Annotated in this window: 14 protein-coding genes; 7 read left to right on the top strand and 7 right to left on the bottom strand. The window is 69.5% G+C overall.

The window, feature by feature from the left end:
* The first annotated feature begins 118 nt into the window (after window positions 1–118).
* Genes KY5_RS26220 through KY5_RS26210 form a run of 3 tightly spaced genes read left to right on the top strand, consistent with a single transcriptional unit; the run spans window position 119 to window position 3,737 of the window.
* Window positions 119–646 (top strand): PadR family transcriptional regulator, encoded by a 528-nt coding sequence (locus KY5_RS26220; protein ID WP_055551314.1) that lies wholly within the window; start codon window positions 119–121, stop codon window positions 644–646.
* Window positions 643–1,329, top strand: a complete 687-nt coding sequence (locus tag KY5_RS26215) for an ABC transporter ATP-binding protein (protein ID WP_055551316.1) — start codon at window positions 643–645, stop codon at window positions 1,327–1,329. Before KY5_RS26220 ends, KY5_RS26215 begins: the two co-directional genes overlap by 4 nt.
* A complete protein-coding gene (locus KY5_RS26210; RefSeq protein ID WP_159072600.1) occupies window positions 1,326–3,737 on the top strand; it encodes an FtsX-like permease family protein in 2,412 nt (803 codons plus the stop codon). The genes KY5_RS26215 and KY5_RS26210 overlap by 4 nt, the downstream gene beginning before the upstream one ends.
* Before the next feature lie 92 nt (window positions 3,738–3,829).
* On the opposite strand, the gene KY5_RS26205 is transcribed toward KY5_RS26210, so the two are convergent.
* A complete protein-coding gene (locus KY5_RS26205; protein WP_098244521.1) occupies window positions 3,830–4,792 on the bottom strand; it encodes a LysR substrate-binding domain-containing protein in 963 nt (320 codons plus the stop codon).
* 158 nt (window positions 4,793–4,950) lie between these two features.
* Here KY5_RS26205 and KY5_RS26200 point away from each other — a divergent pair, with 158 nt between their 5' ends.
* Window positions 4,951–5,505, top strand: coding sequence for a peroxiredoxin (locus KY5_RS26200; protein WP_098244520.1), 555 nt, complete (start codon window positions 4,951–4,953; stop codon window positions 5,503–5,505).
* Window positions 5,506–5,520: 15 nt separating this feature from the next.
* Complete coding sequence (locus KY5_RS26195; protein ID WP_098244519.1) at window positions 5,521–6,051, top strand: alkyl hydroperoxide reductase; 531 nt, start codon at window positions 5,521–5,523, stop codon at window positions 6,049–6,051.
* 66 nt (window positions 6,052–6,117) lie between these two features.
* Here the strand turns inward: KY5_RS26195 and KY5_RS26190 are convergent, their stop codons facing one another.
* The 4 genes from KY5_RS26190 to KY5_RS26175 form a co-directional block, all read right to left on the bottom strand.
* Window positions 6,118–7,518, bottom strand: coding sequence for an AI-2E family transporter (locus KY5_RS26190; RefSeq protein WP_098244518.1), 1,401 nt, complete (start codon window positions 7,516–7,518; stop codon window positions 6,118–6,120).
* 136 nt (window positions 7,519–7,654) lie between these two features.
* Window positions 7,655–8,392: a transglycosylase SLT domain-containing protein gene (locus KY5_RS26185; protein ID WP_199843239.1), complete on the bottom strand. Its 738-nt coding sequence runs from the start codon at window positions 8,390–8,392 to the stop codon at window positions 7,655–7,657.
* Between the two features lie 382 nt (window positions 8,393–8,774).
* Complete coding sequence (locus KY5_RS26180; protein ID WP_098244516.1) at window positions 8,775–10,097, bottom strand: PhoH family protein; 1,323 nt, start codon at window positions 10,095–10,097, stop codon at window positions 8,775–8,777.
* A 334-nt stretch (window positions 10,098–10,431) separates the two neighbouring features.
* The gene (locus KY5_RS26175) at window positions 10,432–11,205 is read right to left on the bottom strand and encodes an isoprenyl transferase (RefSeq protein WP_055551332.1); all 774 of its coding nucleotides are present in this window, start codon (window positions 11,203–11,205) and stop codon (window positions 10,432–10,434) included.
* A 110-nt stretch (window positions 11,206–11,315) separates the two neighbouring features.
* Between KY5_RS26175 and mgrA the strand changes: the two genes are divergently transcribed.
* Window positions 11,316–12,353, top strand: coding sequence for an L-glyceraldehyde 3-phosphate reductase (gene mgrA / locus KY5_RS26170; protein ID WP_098244515.1), 1,038 nt, complete (start codon window positions 11,316–11,318; stop codon window positions 12,351–12,353).
* Window positions 12,354–12,450: 97 nt separating this feature from the next.
* Here mgrA and KY5_RS26165 read toward each other — a convergent pair whose 3' ends face one another.
* Entirely contained in the window at window positions 12,451–12,981 is a 531-nt protein-coding gene (locus KY5_RS26165) for a hypothetical protein (RefSeq protein ID WP_159072599.1), read from the bottom strand.
* Window positions 12,982–13,331: 350 nt separating this feature from the next.
* On the opposite strand from KY5_RS26165, the gene KY5_RS26160 reads away from it, so the two are divergent.
* A complete protein-coding gene (locus tag KY5_RS26160; protein WP_098244513.1) occupies window positions 13,332–13,715 on the top strand; it encodes a DUF192 domain-containing protein in 384 nt (127 codons plus the stop codon).
* Window positions 13,716–13,956: 241 nt separating this feature from the next.
* Here KY5_RS26160 and KY5_RS26155 read toward each other — a convergent pair whose 3' ends face one another.
* Window positions 13,957–14,328: a winged helix-turn-helix transcriptional regulator gene (locus KY5_RS26155; protein WP_098244512.1), complete on the bottom strand. Its 372-nt coding sequence runs from the start codon at window positions 14,326–14,328 to the stop codon at window positions 13,957–13,959.
* Window positions 14,329–14,365: the final 37 nt, after the last annotated feature.

Below are 14,365 nucleotides of genomic sequence, written 5' to 3'. Positions count from 1 at the left end.
CACCTGTCCCTATGAAACCGACGAACACAGGGCTCGGATGGTTGCCCAGATATCGAACCCGTGAGCTCTACACGAGGGGTATACATCGCAGGTATACACACCGTGTAGAGTGCTCCGCATGTCCATTGGCCACACCCTTCTGGGACTCCTCGAGTCGGGCCCCCGGCACGGCTACGACCTCAAACGCGCCTTCGACGAGCGGTTCGGGCACGACAAGCCCCTGCACTACGGGCAGGTCTACTCGACCATGTCCCGGCTGCTGAAGAACGGCCTCGTCGAGGTCGACGGCATAGAGGCGGGCGAGGGCCCCGAGCGCAAGCGGTACGCGATCACCGAGGCCGGCATCACCGACGTCCAGCAGTGGCTGGCCACCCCGGAGAAGCCGGAGCCCTACCTCCAGTCGACCCTCTACACCAAGGTCGTCCTGGCCCTGCTCACCGGCCGCGACGCCGGCGAGCTCCTCGACGTACAGCGCGCCGAACACCTGCGCCTGATGCGCATACTCACCGACCGCAAGCGCAAGGGTGATCTCGCCGATCAGCTCATCTGCGACCACGCGCTCTTCCATCTCGAAGCCGATCTGCGCTGGCTGGAACTGGCCACCGCGCGGCTCGGCAAGCTCGCCCAGGAGGTGCGCTCCGCATGACCCCCGCAGGTTCTCTCCTCGTGGCCGACGGACTCCGCAAGGTCTACGGCCCCACGACCGCGCTCGACGGCGCCGACTTCTCCATCCACCCCGGCGAGGTCGTCGCCGTCATGGGCCCCTCCGGCTCCGGCAAGTCGACGCTGCTGCACTGTCTGGCGGGCATCGTCCGGCCCGACTCCGGCTCCATCACGTACGGCGGCCGTGAGCTGACCGGCATGTCCGACACCCAGCTCAGCGCCCTGCGCCGCAGCGAGTTCGGCTTCGTCTTCCAGTTCGGCCAGCTCGTCCCCGAGCTCACCTGCGTGGAGAACGTCGCCCTGCCCCTGCGGATGAACGGCGTGAAGCGCAAGGAGGCCGAGGCCACCGCGCTGGCCTGGATGGACCGGCTCGACGTCGCCGAGGTGCGCGACAAGCGGCCCGGCGAGGTCTCCGGCGGTCAGGGCCAGCGCGTCGCCGTGGCCCGCTCCCTCGCCCCGAGCCCGCGCGTGATCTTCGCCGACGAGCCGACCGGCGCGCTGGACTCCCTCAACGGCGAGCGCGTCATGGAGATGCTCACGGACGCCGCCCGCTCCACCAACGCCGCCGTCGTGCTCGTCACCCACGAGACCCGGGTCGCCGCGTACTCGGACCGCGAGATCGTCGTGCGCGACGGCAAGTCCCGCGACATGGAGCGGGCCTCATGAGCGGCACCCACGTGCGCTCCAGGACCCCGATCGCGGCGCCGACCGCCGTGGCGCCGACCGGAGCCGCCGCCTGGGTGCGCGACCTGGGCATGGGCATGCGGTTCGCGACGGGCGGCGGCCGCGAGGGCTGGATCCGCACGATCCTGACCGCCGTCGGCGTCGGCCTCGGCGTCGCCCTGCTGCTCGGCGCCGCCTCGGTGCCGAACATGATGCAGAACCGCGACGACCGGTCCGTCGCGCGCACGCCGCACTCCTCCTTCGACGGCGGTCCCGTCAAGGCGAGCGACTCGACGGTGGTCATACGCAACACCGGCACCACCTTCCGCGGGAAGAGCCCAAGTGGCGTCGTCCTGCGCGCCGACGGCAAGAACCCGGTGCTGCCGCCGGGACTCGACAAGATCCCCGGACCCGACGAGATGGTCGTCTCGCCCGCGATGCGCGACCTGCTCGACGACCCGGCGAACAAGCTCCTGAAGGAACGCTTCAGCAACTACCGCGTGACCGGCACCATCGGCAAGGCGGGCCTCCTCTCCCCGGTCGAGCTCTACTACTACGTGGGCAGCGACAAGATCACCGCGACGGGCAACAACTACCGCGTCCAGAGCTTCGGGCAGGACAACTCTCTGCCCCTCGACCCGTTCCTGATGGCACTCGTCGTCCTGATCTGCGTCGTCCTGCTCACCCCGGTGGCGATCTTCATCGGTACGGCCGTGCGGTTCGGCGGCGACCGGCGCGACCGGCGGCTCGCGGCCCTGCGCCTGGTCGGCGCGGACTCCCGCGCCGTGCGCAGGATCGCGGCGGGCGAGGCGCTGTTCGGCGCGCTGCTCGGCCTCGTCGTGGGCGCCGCCCTCTTCCTGCTCCTGCGGGAGCTGGTGGGCGTGGTCGACATGACGAACGTCAGCGCCTACCCGACGGACATGGTGCCCTCGCCCGGCCTGGTCGCGCTCGTCGCGGCAGGCGTGCCGGTGTCGGCGGTCCTGGTGACGCTGATCTCGCTGCGCTCGGTCGCCATCGAACCGCTCGGCGTGTTCCGGGGCACCAAGCAGCGCAAGCGCCGCCTGTGGTGGCGGCTCGTGCTGCCGGTCCTCGGCATCGGCATCCTGCTCTACTCCGGCCGCATCGACCGCGACATGGGCAACGAAGCGGTCAACGTGACGGCGATCGCCGCGGGTTCGGCGCTCTCCCTGATCGGGCTCAGCGCACTGCTCCCCTGGCTCGTCGAGGCCGTCGTGGGACGGCTGCGCGGCGGCCCCGTGCCCTGGCAGCTCGCCGTCCGCAGGCTGCAGTTGACCACCGGCACCGCCTCCCGCGCGGTCAGCGGGATCACCGTCGCGGTGGCGGGCGCGGTGGCGCTGCAGATGATGTTCGCGTCCATGCACGACGACTTCAACGAGATCACGGGCCAGGACACCACGCGCGCCCAGCTCACGGTCCGCAGCGGGAAGGCCAGCGGCCCCCTCACCCAGCAGATGATCGACGACTTCGCCGCGACCAAGGGCGTCACCAAGGTCATCGGGACCGTGCAGGCGTTCGTCACCCGCCCCGACGGCAAGAAGGTCAACGACCTCACGCCGACCACGGAGGTGACCATCGGCACCTGCGCGACGCTGCGCGAGCTGGCCCACCTCCGCTCCTGCGAGGACGGCGACGCCTTCGTCGTGCACACCGGCAGCAAGGAGCAGGACGGCTGGGTGGACCAGACGGCGCGCCCCGGCAAGCCGGTCAACATCGGGCCCGACCCCGACTTCAACAAGAACGCCAAGCAGGTCCTGTGGACCCTGCCCAAGGACACGCGCACCGTCGACGCGCGGAACAACCCGTCCGGCAGGAAGATCGACGGCATCTTCGCGACGCCGAGCGCCATCGACATCAAGAAGCTGGACGACGCGTCGACGACCTCCTGGGTGCAGACCGACCCGAAGGTGGCGGACGCCGAGGAATACGTACGCAACACGGCGGCCCGCATCGACCCGTTCACCGGCGTGGACACCCTGAAGTCGGTCGACCGCGACAAGCAGTACGCGTCCATCGCGCGCGGCCTGCAGATCGGCGCGAGCGCCACGATGGCGCTGATCGCGGCGTCCATGCTGGTGTCGATGATCGAGCAACTGCGCGAGCGCAAGCGGCTGTTGGCGGTCCTCACCGCGTTCGGCACGCGCCGCTCGTCGATGGGCTGGTCACTCCTGTGGCAGACGGCGCTCCCGGTCGCCCTGGGCCTCGGCCTCGCGATCGTCGGCGGCCTCGGCCTCGGCGTGGTGATGACCCGCATGATCGACAAGGGCGTCACCGACTGGTGGTCGTTCCTGCCCCTGACGGGCGCGGGCGCGGCGATGGTGGCGATCGTGACGCTCCTGAGCCTGCCGCCCCTGCGCCGCATGATGCGCCCGGACGGCCTGCGCACGGAGTAGCGCCCGAAGGGACGCGGGGAACTGCGCGCCCAGCCACACACGGCCCGCGGAGTACCGGGAGACGGCCGTCGCAACGGAACGCCGGTGCGGGTTCACACGACCCGCACCGGCAACGGCCGCACCGCCTCCTTGAGGGCAAGCGCCAACTCCTCGTACTCCGCCCCCCGCGCGGCACCCGCCCGCATCGCGAGCGCGATCCGCCGAGTCGGCGCCGGATCAGCGAAGTACCCGGTCAGGAGTTGATTGCTCCGACTCGTCTCGACCCGCACCGCCGTACGCGGAAGCAGCGTCACCCCGAGCCCCCCGGCCACCAGTTGAACGAGGGTGGAGAGCCCGGCGGCGGTCGTGGTCACCGGGGCGTCCGCACGGCCCGCCTCGCGGCAGATGTCCAGCGCCTGATCGCGCAGACAGTGCCCCTCGTCCAGGAGCAGCAGGTTCAGCTCCTTGAGCGCCTCGCGCGGAATGCCCTCGCGGCCGCCGAGCCAGTGGTCGAGCGGCGTGACGAGCACGAAGTCCTCGTCGAACAACGGCAGTTCGGTCACCCCGGGCACACCGAGCGGCACGGCGAGCAGCAGCAGGTCGAGCCGTCCCGCCGCGAGCCCTTCGAGAAGCGAGGACGTCTGCTCCTCGTGCACCTGGAGATCGAGGTCCGGGTACTTCTCGTGGACCAGCGCGATCACCGTCGGCAGCAGGTACGGCGCCACGGTCGGGATCACGCCGAGCCGCAGCGCCCCGGTGAACGGCGCGCGGACCGCGTCGGCCTCCTCCAGCAGCGCGCCCACCTCGTCGAGCACCGCCTTGGCGCGCACCGCGAGCCGCTCCCCCGCCGACGAGAGCAGCACCTTGCGCGTCGTACGCTCCAGGAGGGTCACCCCGAGTACGTCCTCCAGCGCGGAGACGGCGCCGGACAGCGCGGGCTGGCTCATCCCTATCGCGGCGGCCGCGTCCCTGAAGTGCAGGTGTTCCGCGACGGCGGCGAAGGCCCGCAGCTGGGCGAGGCTCGGCTGGCGCGCGCCCCTCTTGGCGACGGCAGTGACGGCCTTGGGGCTGGCCACGGGCTCTCCTCTATAGGACGGGGACTGATAGCTGGAACCGATCAACACGACCCACTCTAGCTATTTCCCTAATCAATGCACCCTGTGCCACCATCGACAGCAGTCCAACCCCCCAGGAAACTCCCCAAAAGGGATTTTCTTTGCTGCAAGGAGAGCGCGTGCTCACTGTCGGTGACAAGTTCCCCGAGTTCGACCTGACTGCCTGTGTCTCGCTGGAGAAGGGCTCGGAGTTCGAGCAGATCAACCACAAGACCTACGAGGGCAAGTGGAAGATCGTCTTCGCGTGGCCCAAGGACTTCACCTTCGTGTGCCCGACCGAGATCGCGGCCTTCGGCAAGCTGAACGACGAGTTCGCCGACCGTGACGCCCAGATCCTCGGCTTCTCCGGTGACTCCGAGTTCGTGCACCACGCCTGGCGCAAGGACCACCCGGACCTCACCGACCTGCCCTTCCCGATGCTGGCCGACTCGAAGCACGAGCTCATGCGTGACCTCGGCATCGAGGGCGAGGACGGCTTCGCGCAGCGCGCCGTCTTCATCGTCGACCAGAACAACGAGATCCAGTTCACGATGGTGACCGCCGGTTCCGTGGGCCGTAACCCCAAGGAGGTCCTCCGGGTCCTCGACGCCCTGCAGACCGACGAGCTCTGCCCGTGCAACTGGTCCAAGGGCGACGAGACCCTCGACCCGGTCGCGCTGCTCTCGGGCGAGTGAACGGAGCCTTCTGACATGGCACTCGACGAACTGAAGTCCGCCATACCGGACTACGCCAAGGACCTCCGCCTGAACCTGGGCTCGGTCATCGGCAACTCGGACCTGCCCAAGCAGCAGCTCTGGGGCACGGTGCTCGCCTGCGCGATCGCCTCCCGCTCCCCGAAGGTGCTGCGCGAGCTGGAGCCCGAGGCGAAGGCGAACCTCTCCCCCGAGGCGTACACGGCTGCCAAGTCGGCCGCCGCCATCATGGCGATGAACAACGTCTTCTACCGCACGCGCCACCTGCTCTCCGACGCGGAGTACGGGACGATGCGTGCCGGTCTGCGGATGAACGTCATCGGCAACCCGGGTGTCGAGAAGGTCGACTTTGAGCTGTGGTCCCTCGCGGTCTCCGCGATCAACGGCTGCGGCCAGTGCCTGGACTCGCACGAGCAGGTCCTGCGCAAGGCCGGCGTCGACCGCGAGACGATCCAGGAGGCCTTCAAGGTCGCCTCGGTCATCCAGGCGGTCGGCGTGACGCTTGACTCCGAGGACGTCCTCGCGTAACTCGCACGGACGCGAAGAAGGGGCCGGAACCACTGGGTGGTTCCGGCCCCTTCCGCATGCCCCGCGCTACTTCTGCGGCTCCACGGGAGCGACGTCCGTCGCCGACGCCCCCCGCGGCTGCGGCGACTGCTTGAGCGCCGCCTCGCGGGAGTACGCCCGCAGATAGCCCACGACCGTGTTCGTCACGGCGACCAGCGGCACCGCCACGACCGCGCCGCCGATCCCGGCGACGAGACCGCCCGCGGCGACCGAGAGCACGACCGCCAGCGGATGCACCCGCACCGCCCGGCCCAGGATGAACGGCTGCAGGATGTGGCCCTCGATCTGCTGGACGGCGAGGACCACGGCCAGCGCCATCACCGCGGTGAACACGCCCTGCGTGACCAGCGCGACGACCACCGCGAGCGCGCCGGAGACCACGGCGCCGACCAGCGGGATGAACGCGAACAGGAAGATGAAGACGGCGAGCGGCACCGCCATCGGCACCCCGAGGAAGTAGATGCCGAGGCCGATGAAGATGGCGTCGATCAGAGCCACTATCACCGTGCCGCGCACGTACGCGGTGAGCGTGCGCCAGGCCCGCGGGCCCGCGCCCTCCACACCGGGCCGCGCCTGGGCGGGCACCAGCTTCAGCGTCCACTGCCAGATCCGCTTGCCGTCGTACAGCAGGAAGAGCGTCGAGAACATCGCGAGCAGGATGCCGGTCATCGCCTCGACGATGACCGTGACGCCTTCGAGGCCCGCGGAGGTGAGTTCCTCCGTGTTGGCGCCGACCGCGTCGCGCAGGCTCTTGGCGATGTCGTTGATCTGGTCCTCGGTCACGTGGAAGGGGCTGTTCAGCAGCCACTTGCGCAGGTCCTCGATGCCGTCCTGGACCTGCCGCGACAGTTCGTCGACGTTGTCCATGACCTGCCAGACCACGAACCAGCCGACCAGGCCCATGATGACGAAGCCGAGGATCGCGGTGACGGCCGTCGCGAGCCCGCGCGGCAGCCCGAGGCGCTTGAGCCTGGCCACCGTGGGCTGCAGCATCGCGGTGATCAGCAAGGCGGCCACGAAGGCGAGCACCACCAGCTGCACCGCGCTGATGACCTTCATCAACACCCAGAGCGTGCCCGCGAGGACGAGCAGCCGCCATCCGGCCTCGGCCGCGACCCGCATCCCCCACGGCACGGCCGCGACGGGGTCGGGCCTGGCCGCTATGGCCGGCGCGTAGGCGGGCGGCGGGGGCACGTGCTCGTGGTCGCCGCCGTGCTCCTCCGCGTCGTCGTCGACGTGGTCGTGGCCGCGGCGGTGCTCGTGACCGCCGTCGCGCTCCCTGGCCTCCCTGGCCAGGTCGTCGCGGACCTCACGCTCCACGTCGTCGCCGTCGTCGACGTCCTTGTCGCGGCGCTGCTCGTTCAACCGCTCGCTCATCTCGCTCAGGCCCGCGCCGAGCCGCCCGAGCCACCCTGGCACTCGCGACATGATCCGTCCTCTTCCCCCGTCTTTCCCCACCACTCCCCCCTGGAGCTGTCCGGACCGACCGTACACGTGCGAGACCCCTCACCGAAGGACGGTGAGGGGCCTCGAAAGGTTGAGCACGGCAGTGACCCGTGAGGGCCTAGTACCAGTTGTTGGCCTGCCAGAAGCTCCAGGCACCGCACGGGCTGCCGTAGCGGTCGTTCATGTAGTTCAGGCCCCACTTGATCTGGGTGGCGGGGTTCGTCTGCCAGTCGGCGCCGGCCGACGACATCTTGGAACCCGGCAGCGCCTGGACGAGGCCGTACGCGCCCGAAGAGGCGTTGGTGGCCTTGTAGTTCCACGTCGACTCGTGGTTGACGATGTTGCTGAAGCACTGGAACTGATCCCCGGGGATCATCTGCCGTGCCATCGCCTGGACCTGCGAGACGCTGTAGGAGCTCTGAGGAGCGAAGCTGGAGGCATCGCGTCCGGAGGAACGGCTGGCCTTGGTCTCGGCCTTCTCCTCGCGTTCCTTCTTCGCGGCGGCCTTCTTGGCCGCCTCTGCCTTCTCCGCGGCCTTCTGCTTCTCGATCGCCGATGCGGCGGCCTGCTTGCGGGCCTCCTCCGCGGCGGTCTTCTTGGCAGCGGTGTCGGCGGCCATCGCCTGCGCGTCGGCCTGCTGCGTCAGAGAAGCGGTCTGGACCTGGGCCTGCTGGCCCGCGGGTATGTCTGCGAGGAGCGTCGCGTCGCTTGCCGCTGCCTCGAGGTCGTTCGTGTTCGAGGGCTGGGTGTCGCCCGAAGCCACACCCACGACAGCGCCGACGGTGGTGACCGCGGTGGCGGATGCCACGGCGAATCCCCGGACCGAAATCCGGCTCACACGGTTTCCTTCCAGCATCGCCCGCATAGGTGACCTCGCGGACGCAATCGTGCCCCTGGCGCTGGCCTCCGCTTGCTACTCGGTCACGGGAGGCACGGGCCCGGTGGACAACTCCCGTGGTGGGAGCGCCGCGTGGTGCTTCGGGCGGCATGCGACGGCCACTATGAAGTTCTGTTGTGCTGTACCGCTGGGGGTACACGTGTGTCGCATGCGGGGCCTGACAGGACCCAGACTCTGCCCCAGCCGTACGCCGCAAGGCAATTATCTGTTGCGTGGGAAAGCTCACACCCCGTTTGCCCCAGGAGTTTTCTGGAAACCGGGGCGCATCAAGAAGCCGCCCGGCTAAGCTCCTTCGCTTTGCCGGGCGGCGCCTCGTGCGGCACAACTGCCGCTCAATGCCTCAGATCTGACCGTCCTCCAGCATTTCGGTCACCAGGGCCGCGATCTGCGAACGCTCCGAGCGCGTGAGCGTGACGTGGGCGAAGAGCGGATGGCCCTTCAGCTTCTCGACGACGGCGACCACTCCGTCGTACCGCCCCACGCGCAGGTTGTCGCGCTGGGCCACGTCATGGGTCAGGACGACCCGGGAGTTCGCCCCGATCCGGGACAGAACGGTCAACAGGACGTTCCGTTCCAGGGATTGCGCCTCGTCCACGATCACGAACGCGTCGTGCAGCGAGCGCCCGCGGATGTGGGTGAGCGGAAGCACTTCCAGCATCCCGCGCGCCGTGACCTCCTCGATGACCTCCTTGCCCGCCACCGAGCCGAGCGTGTCGAAGACGGCCTGCGCCCAGGGCCCCATCTTCTCGGCCTCGGTGCCGGGCAGATAGCCGAGCTCCTGCCCGCCCACCGCGTACAGCGGCCGGAAGACCATCACCTTCTGGTGCTGCCTGCGCTCCAGGACGGCCTCCAGGCCCGCGCAGAGCGCGAGCGCCGACTTGCCGGTGCCCGCGCGCCCACCCATCGACATGATGCCGATGTCCGGGTCCAGGAGGAGATCGAGCGCGATGCGCTGCTCGGCGCTGCGGCCCTTGAGGCCGAATGCCTCCCGGTCGCCGCGCACGAGGCGCACGTTGCCCTCGGCCGTGACGCGGCCGAGCGCCTTGCCGCGCTCGGACTGGATGGTGAGGCCCGTGTGCACCGGCAGGTCGGCGGCCTCGGGGACGTACAGGGTGTCTTCCTCGAAGAGGAGGTCGACCTGCTCACCGGAGAGGGGTAGTTCGGACATTCCGGTCCAGCCGGAGTCCGTGATGGCGAGTTCGGCGCGGTACTCCTCGGCGAGGAGACCGACCGACGACGCCTTGATTCTGAGCGGCAGGTCCTTCGACACGACCGTGACGTCGTACCCCTCCGCCTGGAGGTTGCGGGCGACGGCGAGGATCCGTGAGTCGTTGTCCCCCAACCGGTAGCCGGCCGGGAGCACGCCGGGATCGGAGTGGTTGAGCTCGACGCGCAGCGAGCCGCCGAGGTCCCCGATGGGGATCGGGGCGTCGAGCCGGCCGTGCCGGATGCGGAAGTCGTCCAGCAGACGCAGCGCCTGCCGGGCGAAGTAACCGAGCTCCGGATGGTGCCGCTTGGCCTCCAGTTCCGTCACCACGACGATCGGCAGCACGACTTCGTGCTCGTCGAAGCGGGTCAGGGCGTTGGGGTCGGCCAGCAGGACGCTGGTGTCGAGAACATAGGTGCGCCTGTCGGGCATGCGGCGCTTTGTGCTGGTCACCACGGAAGGACGTACCCCCTCGGATGAGGTCGGGGAGCGACGGAGGGTTTGCTGGGCCGGGGTCGGGCGGGAGGAATCCCGGCCGGTCTCGGACCGCGATGCGCGGGCCGGAATCCGGCCCTCCCGATTCCCGACGGAGTACGTGCTCTCCGTGCGGTCGTCCTGGTGCAAAGGGCCTCCCGGGCGGACGGCCCCGTGCCGTCCGCTGAGATCCGACATCCGTGAATCGGTTGTCGGCCTGGAAGGCTTATTCCCTCGAACAAGCGCAGCCATGCCAGGGCATATGACGACGCGTTGGTTAACTCTGGGTTACCCCGACCTCAGGGGCGAGCGGGAGTCAGCCACCGTAGCGACGGTGCCGCGCCGCGTAATCCCGCAGCGCGCGCAGGAAGTCGACCTTCCGGAAGGCCGGCCAGAAGACCTCGCAGAAGTAGTACTCGGAGTGAGCGGTCTGCCAGAGCATGAATCCGGACAGCCGCTGTTCACCACTCGTACGGATCACCAGGTCCGGGTCCGGCTGGGCCCTGGTGTAGAGGTGCTTGCCGATCAGGTCGACATCCACCTTGTCGGCCACCTGTTCGAGCGACTCGCCCTTGTCGGCGGCGTCAAGCAGCATCGAGCGGACGGCGTCGGCGATCTCCTGGCGGCCGCCGTAGCCGATCGCGACGTTGACCACTATCCCGTCGACGTCGGCCGTGGCCTCGGCCGCCTCCTTGAGGACGTTGCGCATCTCCGACGGCAGGATGTCGGTGGCGCCGACGTGCTGGACGCGCCAGCGGCCGTCGCGGCCCAGCGAGCGGACGGTGTCCTCGATGATGCCGAGCAGCGGGCCCAGCTCTTCCTTGGGACGGTCGAAGTTGTCCGTCGAGAGCAGCCACAGCGTGACGACCTCGACGTCCGTCTCGCTGCACCAGCCGAGGAACTCCCCGATGTTGTCCGCGCCCGCCTGGTGGCCCTGGGCGGTGGTGGATCCGGCGGCCTTGGCCCAGCGTCGGTTGCCATCCATGATGACCCCGATGTGCTTGGGCACCTGGTCGTGGTCCAGGTGGCCTTCCACCCTGCGTGCGTACAGCCTGACCAGCAGGCCGCGCAGCCTGTCCCGCAGGTTCACGGTCTTTCAGCCCCTCCGTGCAGACGGCAGTCCCCGAAGGCGAAAGCCTACCGCCGTGAAACGGGGGCGAGCGCCACGCGGTGACGGTGGACTGTCGTAGCTTCGTCACCATGAACGACACCTCTCCCTACGCCGCATCGGCGAACCGTTACGACTCGATGGAGTACCGGCGCACCGGCCGCAGCGGCCTGAAGCTGCCCGCGGTCTCGCTCGGCCTCTGGCACAACTTCGGCGACGACAAGGCCCTCGACACCCAGCGCTCCATCCTGCGCCGCGCCTTCGACCTGGGCGTCACCCACTTCGACCTGGCGAACAACTACGGTCCGCCGCCCGGTTCCGCGGAGCTGAACTTCGGCAAGATCTTCGCGCAGGACTTCGCGCCCTACCGCGACGAGCTGGTCCTCTCCACCAAGGCCGGCTACATGATGCACCCCGGTCCGTACGGCGAGTGGGGCAGCCGCAAGTACCTGCTCTCCTCGCTCGACGCCTCCCTGGCGCGGATGGGCGTGGACTACGTCGACATCTTCTACTCGCACCGCTTCGACCCGGACACCCCGCTGGAAGAGACGATGGGCGCGCTCGCCTCCGCCGTCCAGCAGGGCAAGGCGCTGTACGTCGGCGTCTCCTCCTACAACAGCGAGCAGACCGCGGAAGCGGCGCGCCTGCTGCGGGAGATGGGCGTGCCCGCGCTCATCCACCAGCCGTCGTACTCGATGATCAACCGCTGGACGGAGGAGGACGGCCTGCTCGACACCCTGGAGGCGGCGGGCATGGGCTGCATCTCCTTCGTGCCGCTGGCCCAGGGCCTGCTCACGAACAAGTACCTGAAGGGCATCCCGGAGGGCTCGCGCGCGACGCAGAACAAGTCGCTGGACCCGGGCCTCCTGAGCGACGAGGTCCTGCGACGCCTGGGCGGCCTGAACGACATCGCCGCGGGCCGTGACCAGTCCCTGGCCCAGCTCGCCCTCAACTGGGTGCTCCGCGACGAGCGGATGACCTCGGCGCTGATCGGCGCCTCCAGCGTCAAGCAGCTGGAGGAGAACGTGGCGGCCCTCGCGGGTCCGAAGCTGACGGACGAGGAACTGAAGGCCATCGACACGTTCGCGGTGTCGACGCCGGGCACCAACATCTGGGCCGGGCGGGGCTAGGGCCCGGAGCGGCCCCGGACCGTGCACGGGAGCCCCGGCCGGATGCGTTCCGGCCGGGGCTCCTTGTCGTACGTCAGGCCGTACGTCAGGTGGTACGTCAGGCGCGCGGGCGCTTGAACCACGCGCCCGCCGCGCCCTGGGAGAGCAGGACGACGACGGCGATGGCGGCGAGCAGCGGCAGCAGGCCCGCCGGGTTGCCGCTGGCCGCGCCGCCGAGGGCGAAGGCGATCTGCACGCTCATCAGGACGATGCACGTGACGCGGATGCCGTTGCCCGCGGTCCCGTAGCGGAAGGCCATGCCCGCGGAGACCAGCAGGCAGAGGTTGACGCCGAGCGCGGCGCCCGCCGTCTCCGGGTTGACCGTGAAGATCAGGCCGATCGTGCCGAGCACGACGAGTCCGCCGAGGACCCACAGGACTATCTGTGCGGCGCGGACGACGCCGGGCATCTGCTGCGGGGGCACCGGGCCGTAGCCGTAGCCGTACGCGCCTGCGGGGTCCTGCGCGGGACCGGTGTAAGTAGGGAGACCCGCCTGGGGGTTGAGCTGGGGGTTGTGCTGGGGGTGGGACTGCGGCTGGGACTGGGGGTCCTGTCCCGGGCCGGGCGGTGGGGGGAACTGGTTCGACATGCCCCTGACCATAACTGGATGTCGATCTTCCGCCGCCGGACGGGCCGTCGCGCGGGGCCGGTGGGTGCCGCGGCGCGCGGGGACAAAAAAATCGGGCCGGTCCGTGGGGGGGGAGACGGACCGGCCCGAGGGGGGGTTTCCACCATAACCCTTCGTAAGTGATGCTGCGTGCATTGGCGTGCCACAACTACTCTCCGAGACCGGCCGACGACTGCGAGACCCCGTTCTCACGGCGGAATTCCGCGTTCTGCGGCGGATTTCGGCCGGGCGCGGCGATACCCCCCAAGAGGGACCCCGGCGAGGTTCGCGCGCTTGACGCATCGGGACGCCCGGCCGCTACCGTCGCGGCCATGGCGACGATGACGGTCTCCGGGGCCCCGGAAGGAACGCCGTGGGAGAGCGGGGCGGCGGCCCCGGAGAGCGCGGTGGAGATCGAGGTGGAGATCGCGGACTCGGCGCGGGCGCGGCGGCGCGGGCTGCTCGGGCGCGCGGGGATCGCGGGGGCGCTCCTGCTGACTCCGGCGCGCGGTGTGCACACCCTCGGAATGCGGTTCGCCCTTGATGTGGCGTACCTGGACCGGGAGTTGCGCGTGCTGTCCGTGCGGACGATGCGCCCCGGGCGGGTGGGGGTGCCGCGGGTGCGGGCCCGGCACGTGCTGGAGGCCGAGGCCGGGGCGATGGCCCGGTGGGGCGTACGCCGGGGCGCGCAGATCGCCGTACACGGTACGGAGTGACGGCTCGCGGTGCCGCGCGACCCCCTCCATCGCACGGCACCGCACACGGAGCTTTGCTCACGCGAATTAGCCTTGGTCTGAACTTACGTGACGCTTAGGGGCGGATCGAGCCAGTCTCGATAACGATGCGGAATCAAGGCTTCGATTCCGGGGCTTACGTCACTGTCTGCGCCCTATGCGAAATTCGCTCGCCATACAGAAAATAAACCGTATGCCGGAAATGCCGCCGCTCCGCCCCGGTCTACCCCGCGACGGCGGCGGCTTCCTCCGCCCTCGCCTTGTTGGCGATCACCTGGTGCATGTGCTCGTCGCCCCACAACCCGAGGGGAACGAGTGCGGTGTTGAGGGAGTCGCCGAGCGCGGTCAGTGAGTACTCGACCTTCGGCGGCACCTCCCGGTACACCTCACGGTGCACGATGCCGTCCGACTCCAGCTCGCGCAGCTGCTGGATCAGCACCTTCTCGCTGACCCCGGCGATCTGCCGCCGCAGCTCGCCGAAGCGCAGCGTCTTCCCCTCGTGCAACGCCCACAGGATCATGGGCTTCCACTTGCCGCCGACGACATCCACCGCGGCGTCGAGTCCGCAGGAGTACGGCTCGTTGTCCTTTCGCATGGTCAACTCCTCTGATCCGCCCGGTCCCTTGTCCGAT

The sequence above is a fragment of the Streptomyces formicae genome, assembly GCF_002556545.1.
Classification (GTDB): domain Bacteria; phylum Actinomycetota; class Actinomycetes; order Streptomycetales; family Streptomycetaceae; genus Streptomyces; species Streptomyces formicae_A.
This window is presented reverse-complemented; position numbering and strand designations above follow the sequence as displayed.

Excerpts from the sequence above, each read along its gene's own strand:
- KY5_RS26155 (WP_098244512.1), bottom strand. The coding sequence starts at position 14,328 with ATGCGAAAGGACAACGAGCCGTACTCCTGCGGACTCGACGCCGCGGTG.
- mgrA (WP_098244515.1), top strand. The coding sequence starts at position 11,316 with ATGAACGACACCTCTCCCTACGCCGCATCGGCGAACCGTTACGACTCG.
- KY5_RS26160 (WP_098244513.1), top strand. The coding sequence starts at position 13,332 with ATGGCGACGATGACGGTCTCCGGGGCCCCGGAAGGAACGCCGTGGGAG.
- KY5_RS26195 (WP_098244519.1), top strand. The coding sequence starts at position 5,521 with ATGGCACTCGACGAACTGAAGTCCGCCATACCGGACTACGCCAAGGAC.
- KY5_RS26190 (WP_098244518.1), bottom strand. The coding sequence starts at position 7,518 with ATGTCGCGAGTGCCAGGGTGGCTCGGGCGGCTCGGCGCGGGCCTGAGC.
- KY5_RS26220 (WP_055551314.1), top strand. The coding sequence starts at position 119 with ATGTCCATTGGCCACACCCTTCTGGGACTCCTCGAGTCGGGCCCCCGG.
- KY5_RS26215 (WP_055551316.1), top strand. The coding sequence starts at position 643 with ATGACCCCCGCAGGTTCTCTCCTCGTGGCCGACGGACTCCGCAAGGTC.
- KY5_RS26165 (WP_159072599.1), bottom strand. The coding sequence starts at position 12,981 with ATGTCGAACCAGTTCCCCCCACCGCCCGGCCCGGGACAGGACCCCCAG.
- KY5_RS26185 (WP_199843239.1), bottom strand. The coding sequence starts at position 8,392 with ATGCTGGAAGGAAACCGTGTGAGCCGGATTTCGGTCCGGGGATTCGCC.
- KY5_RS26210 (WP_159072600.1), top strand. The coding sequence starts at position 1,326 with ATGAGCGGCACCCACGTGCGCTCCAGGACCCCGATCGCGGCGCCGACC.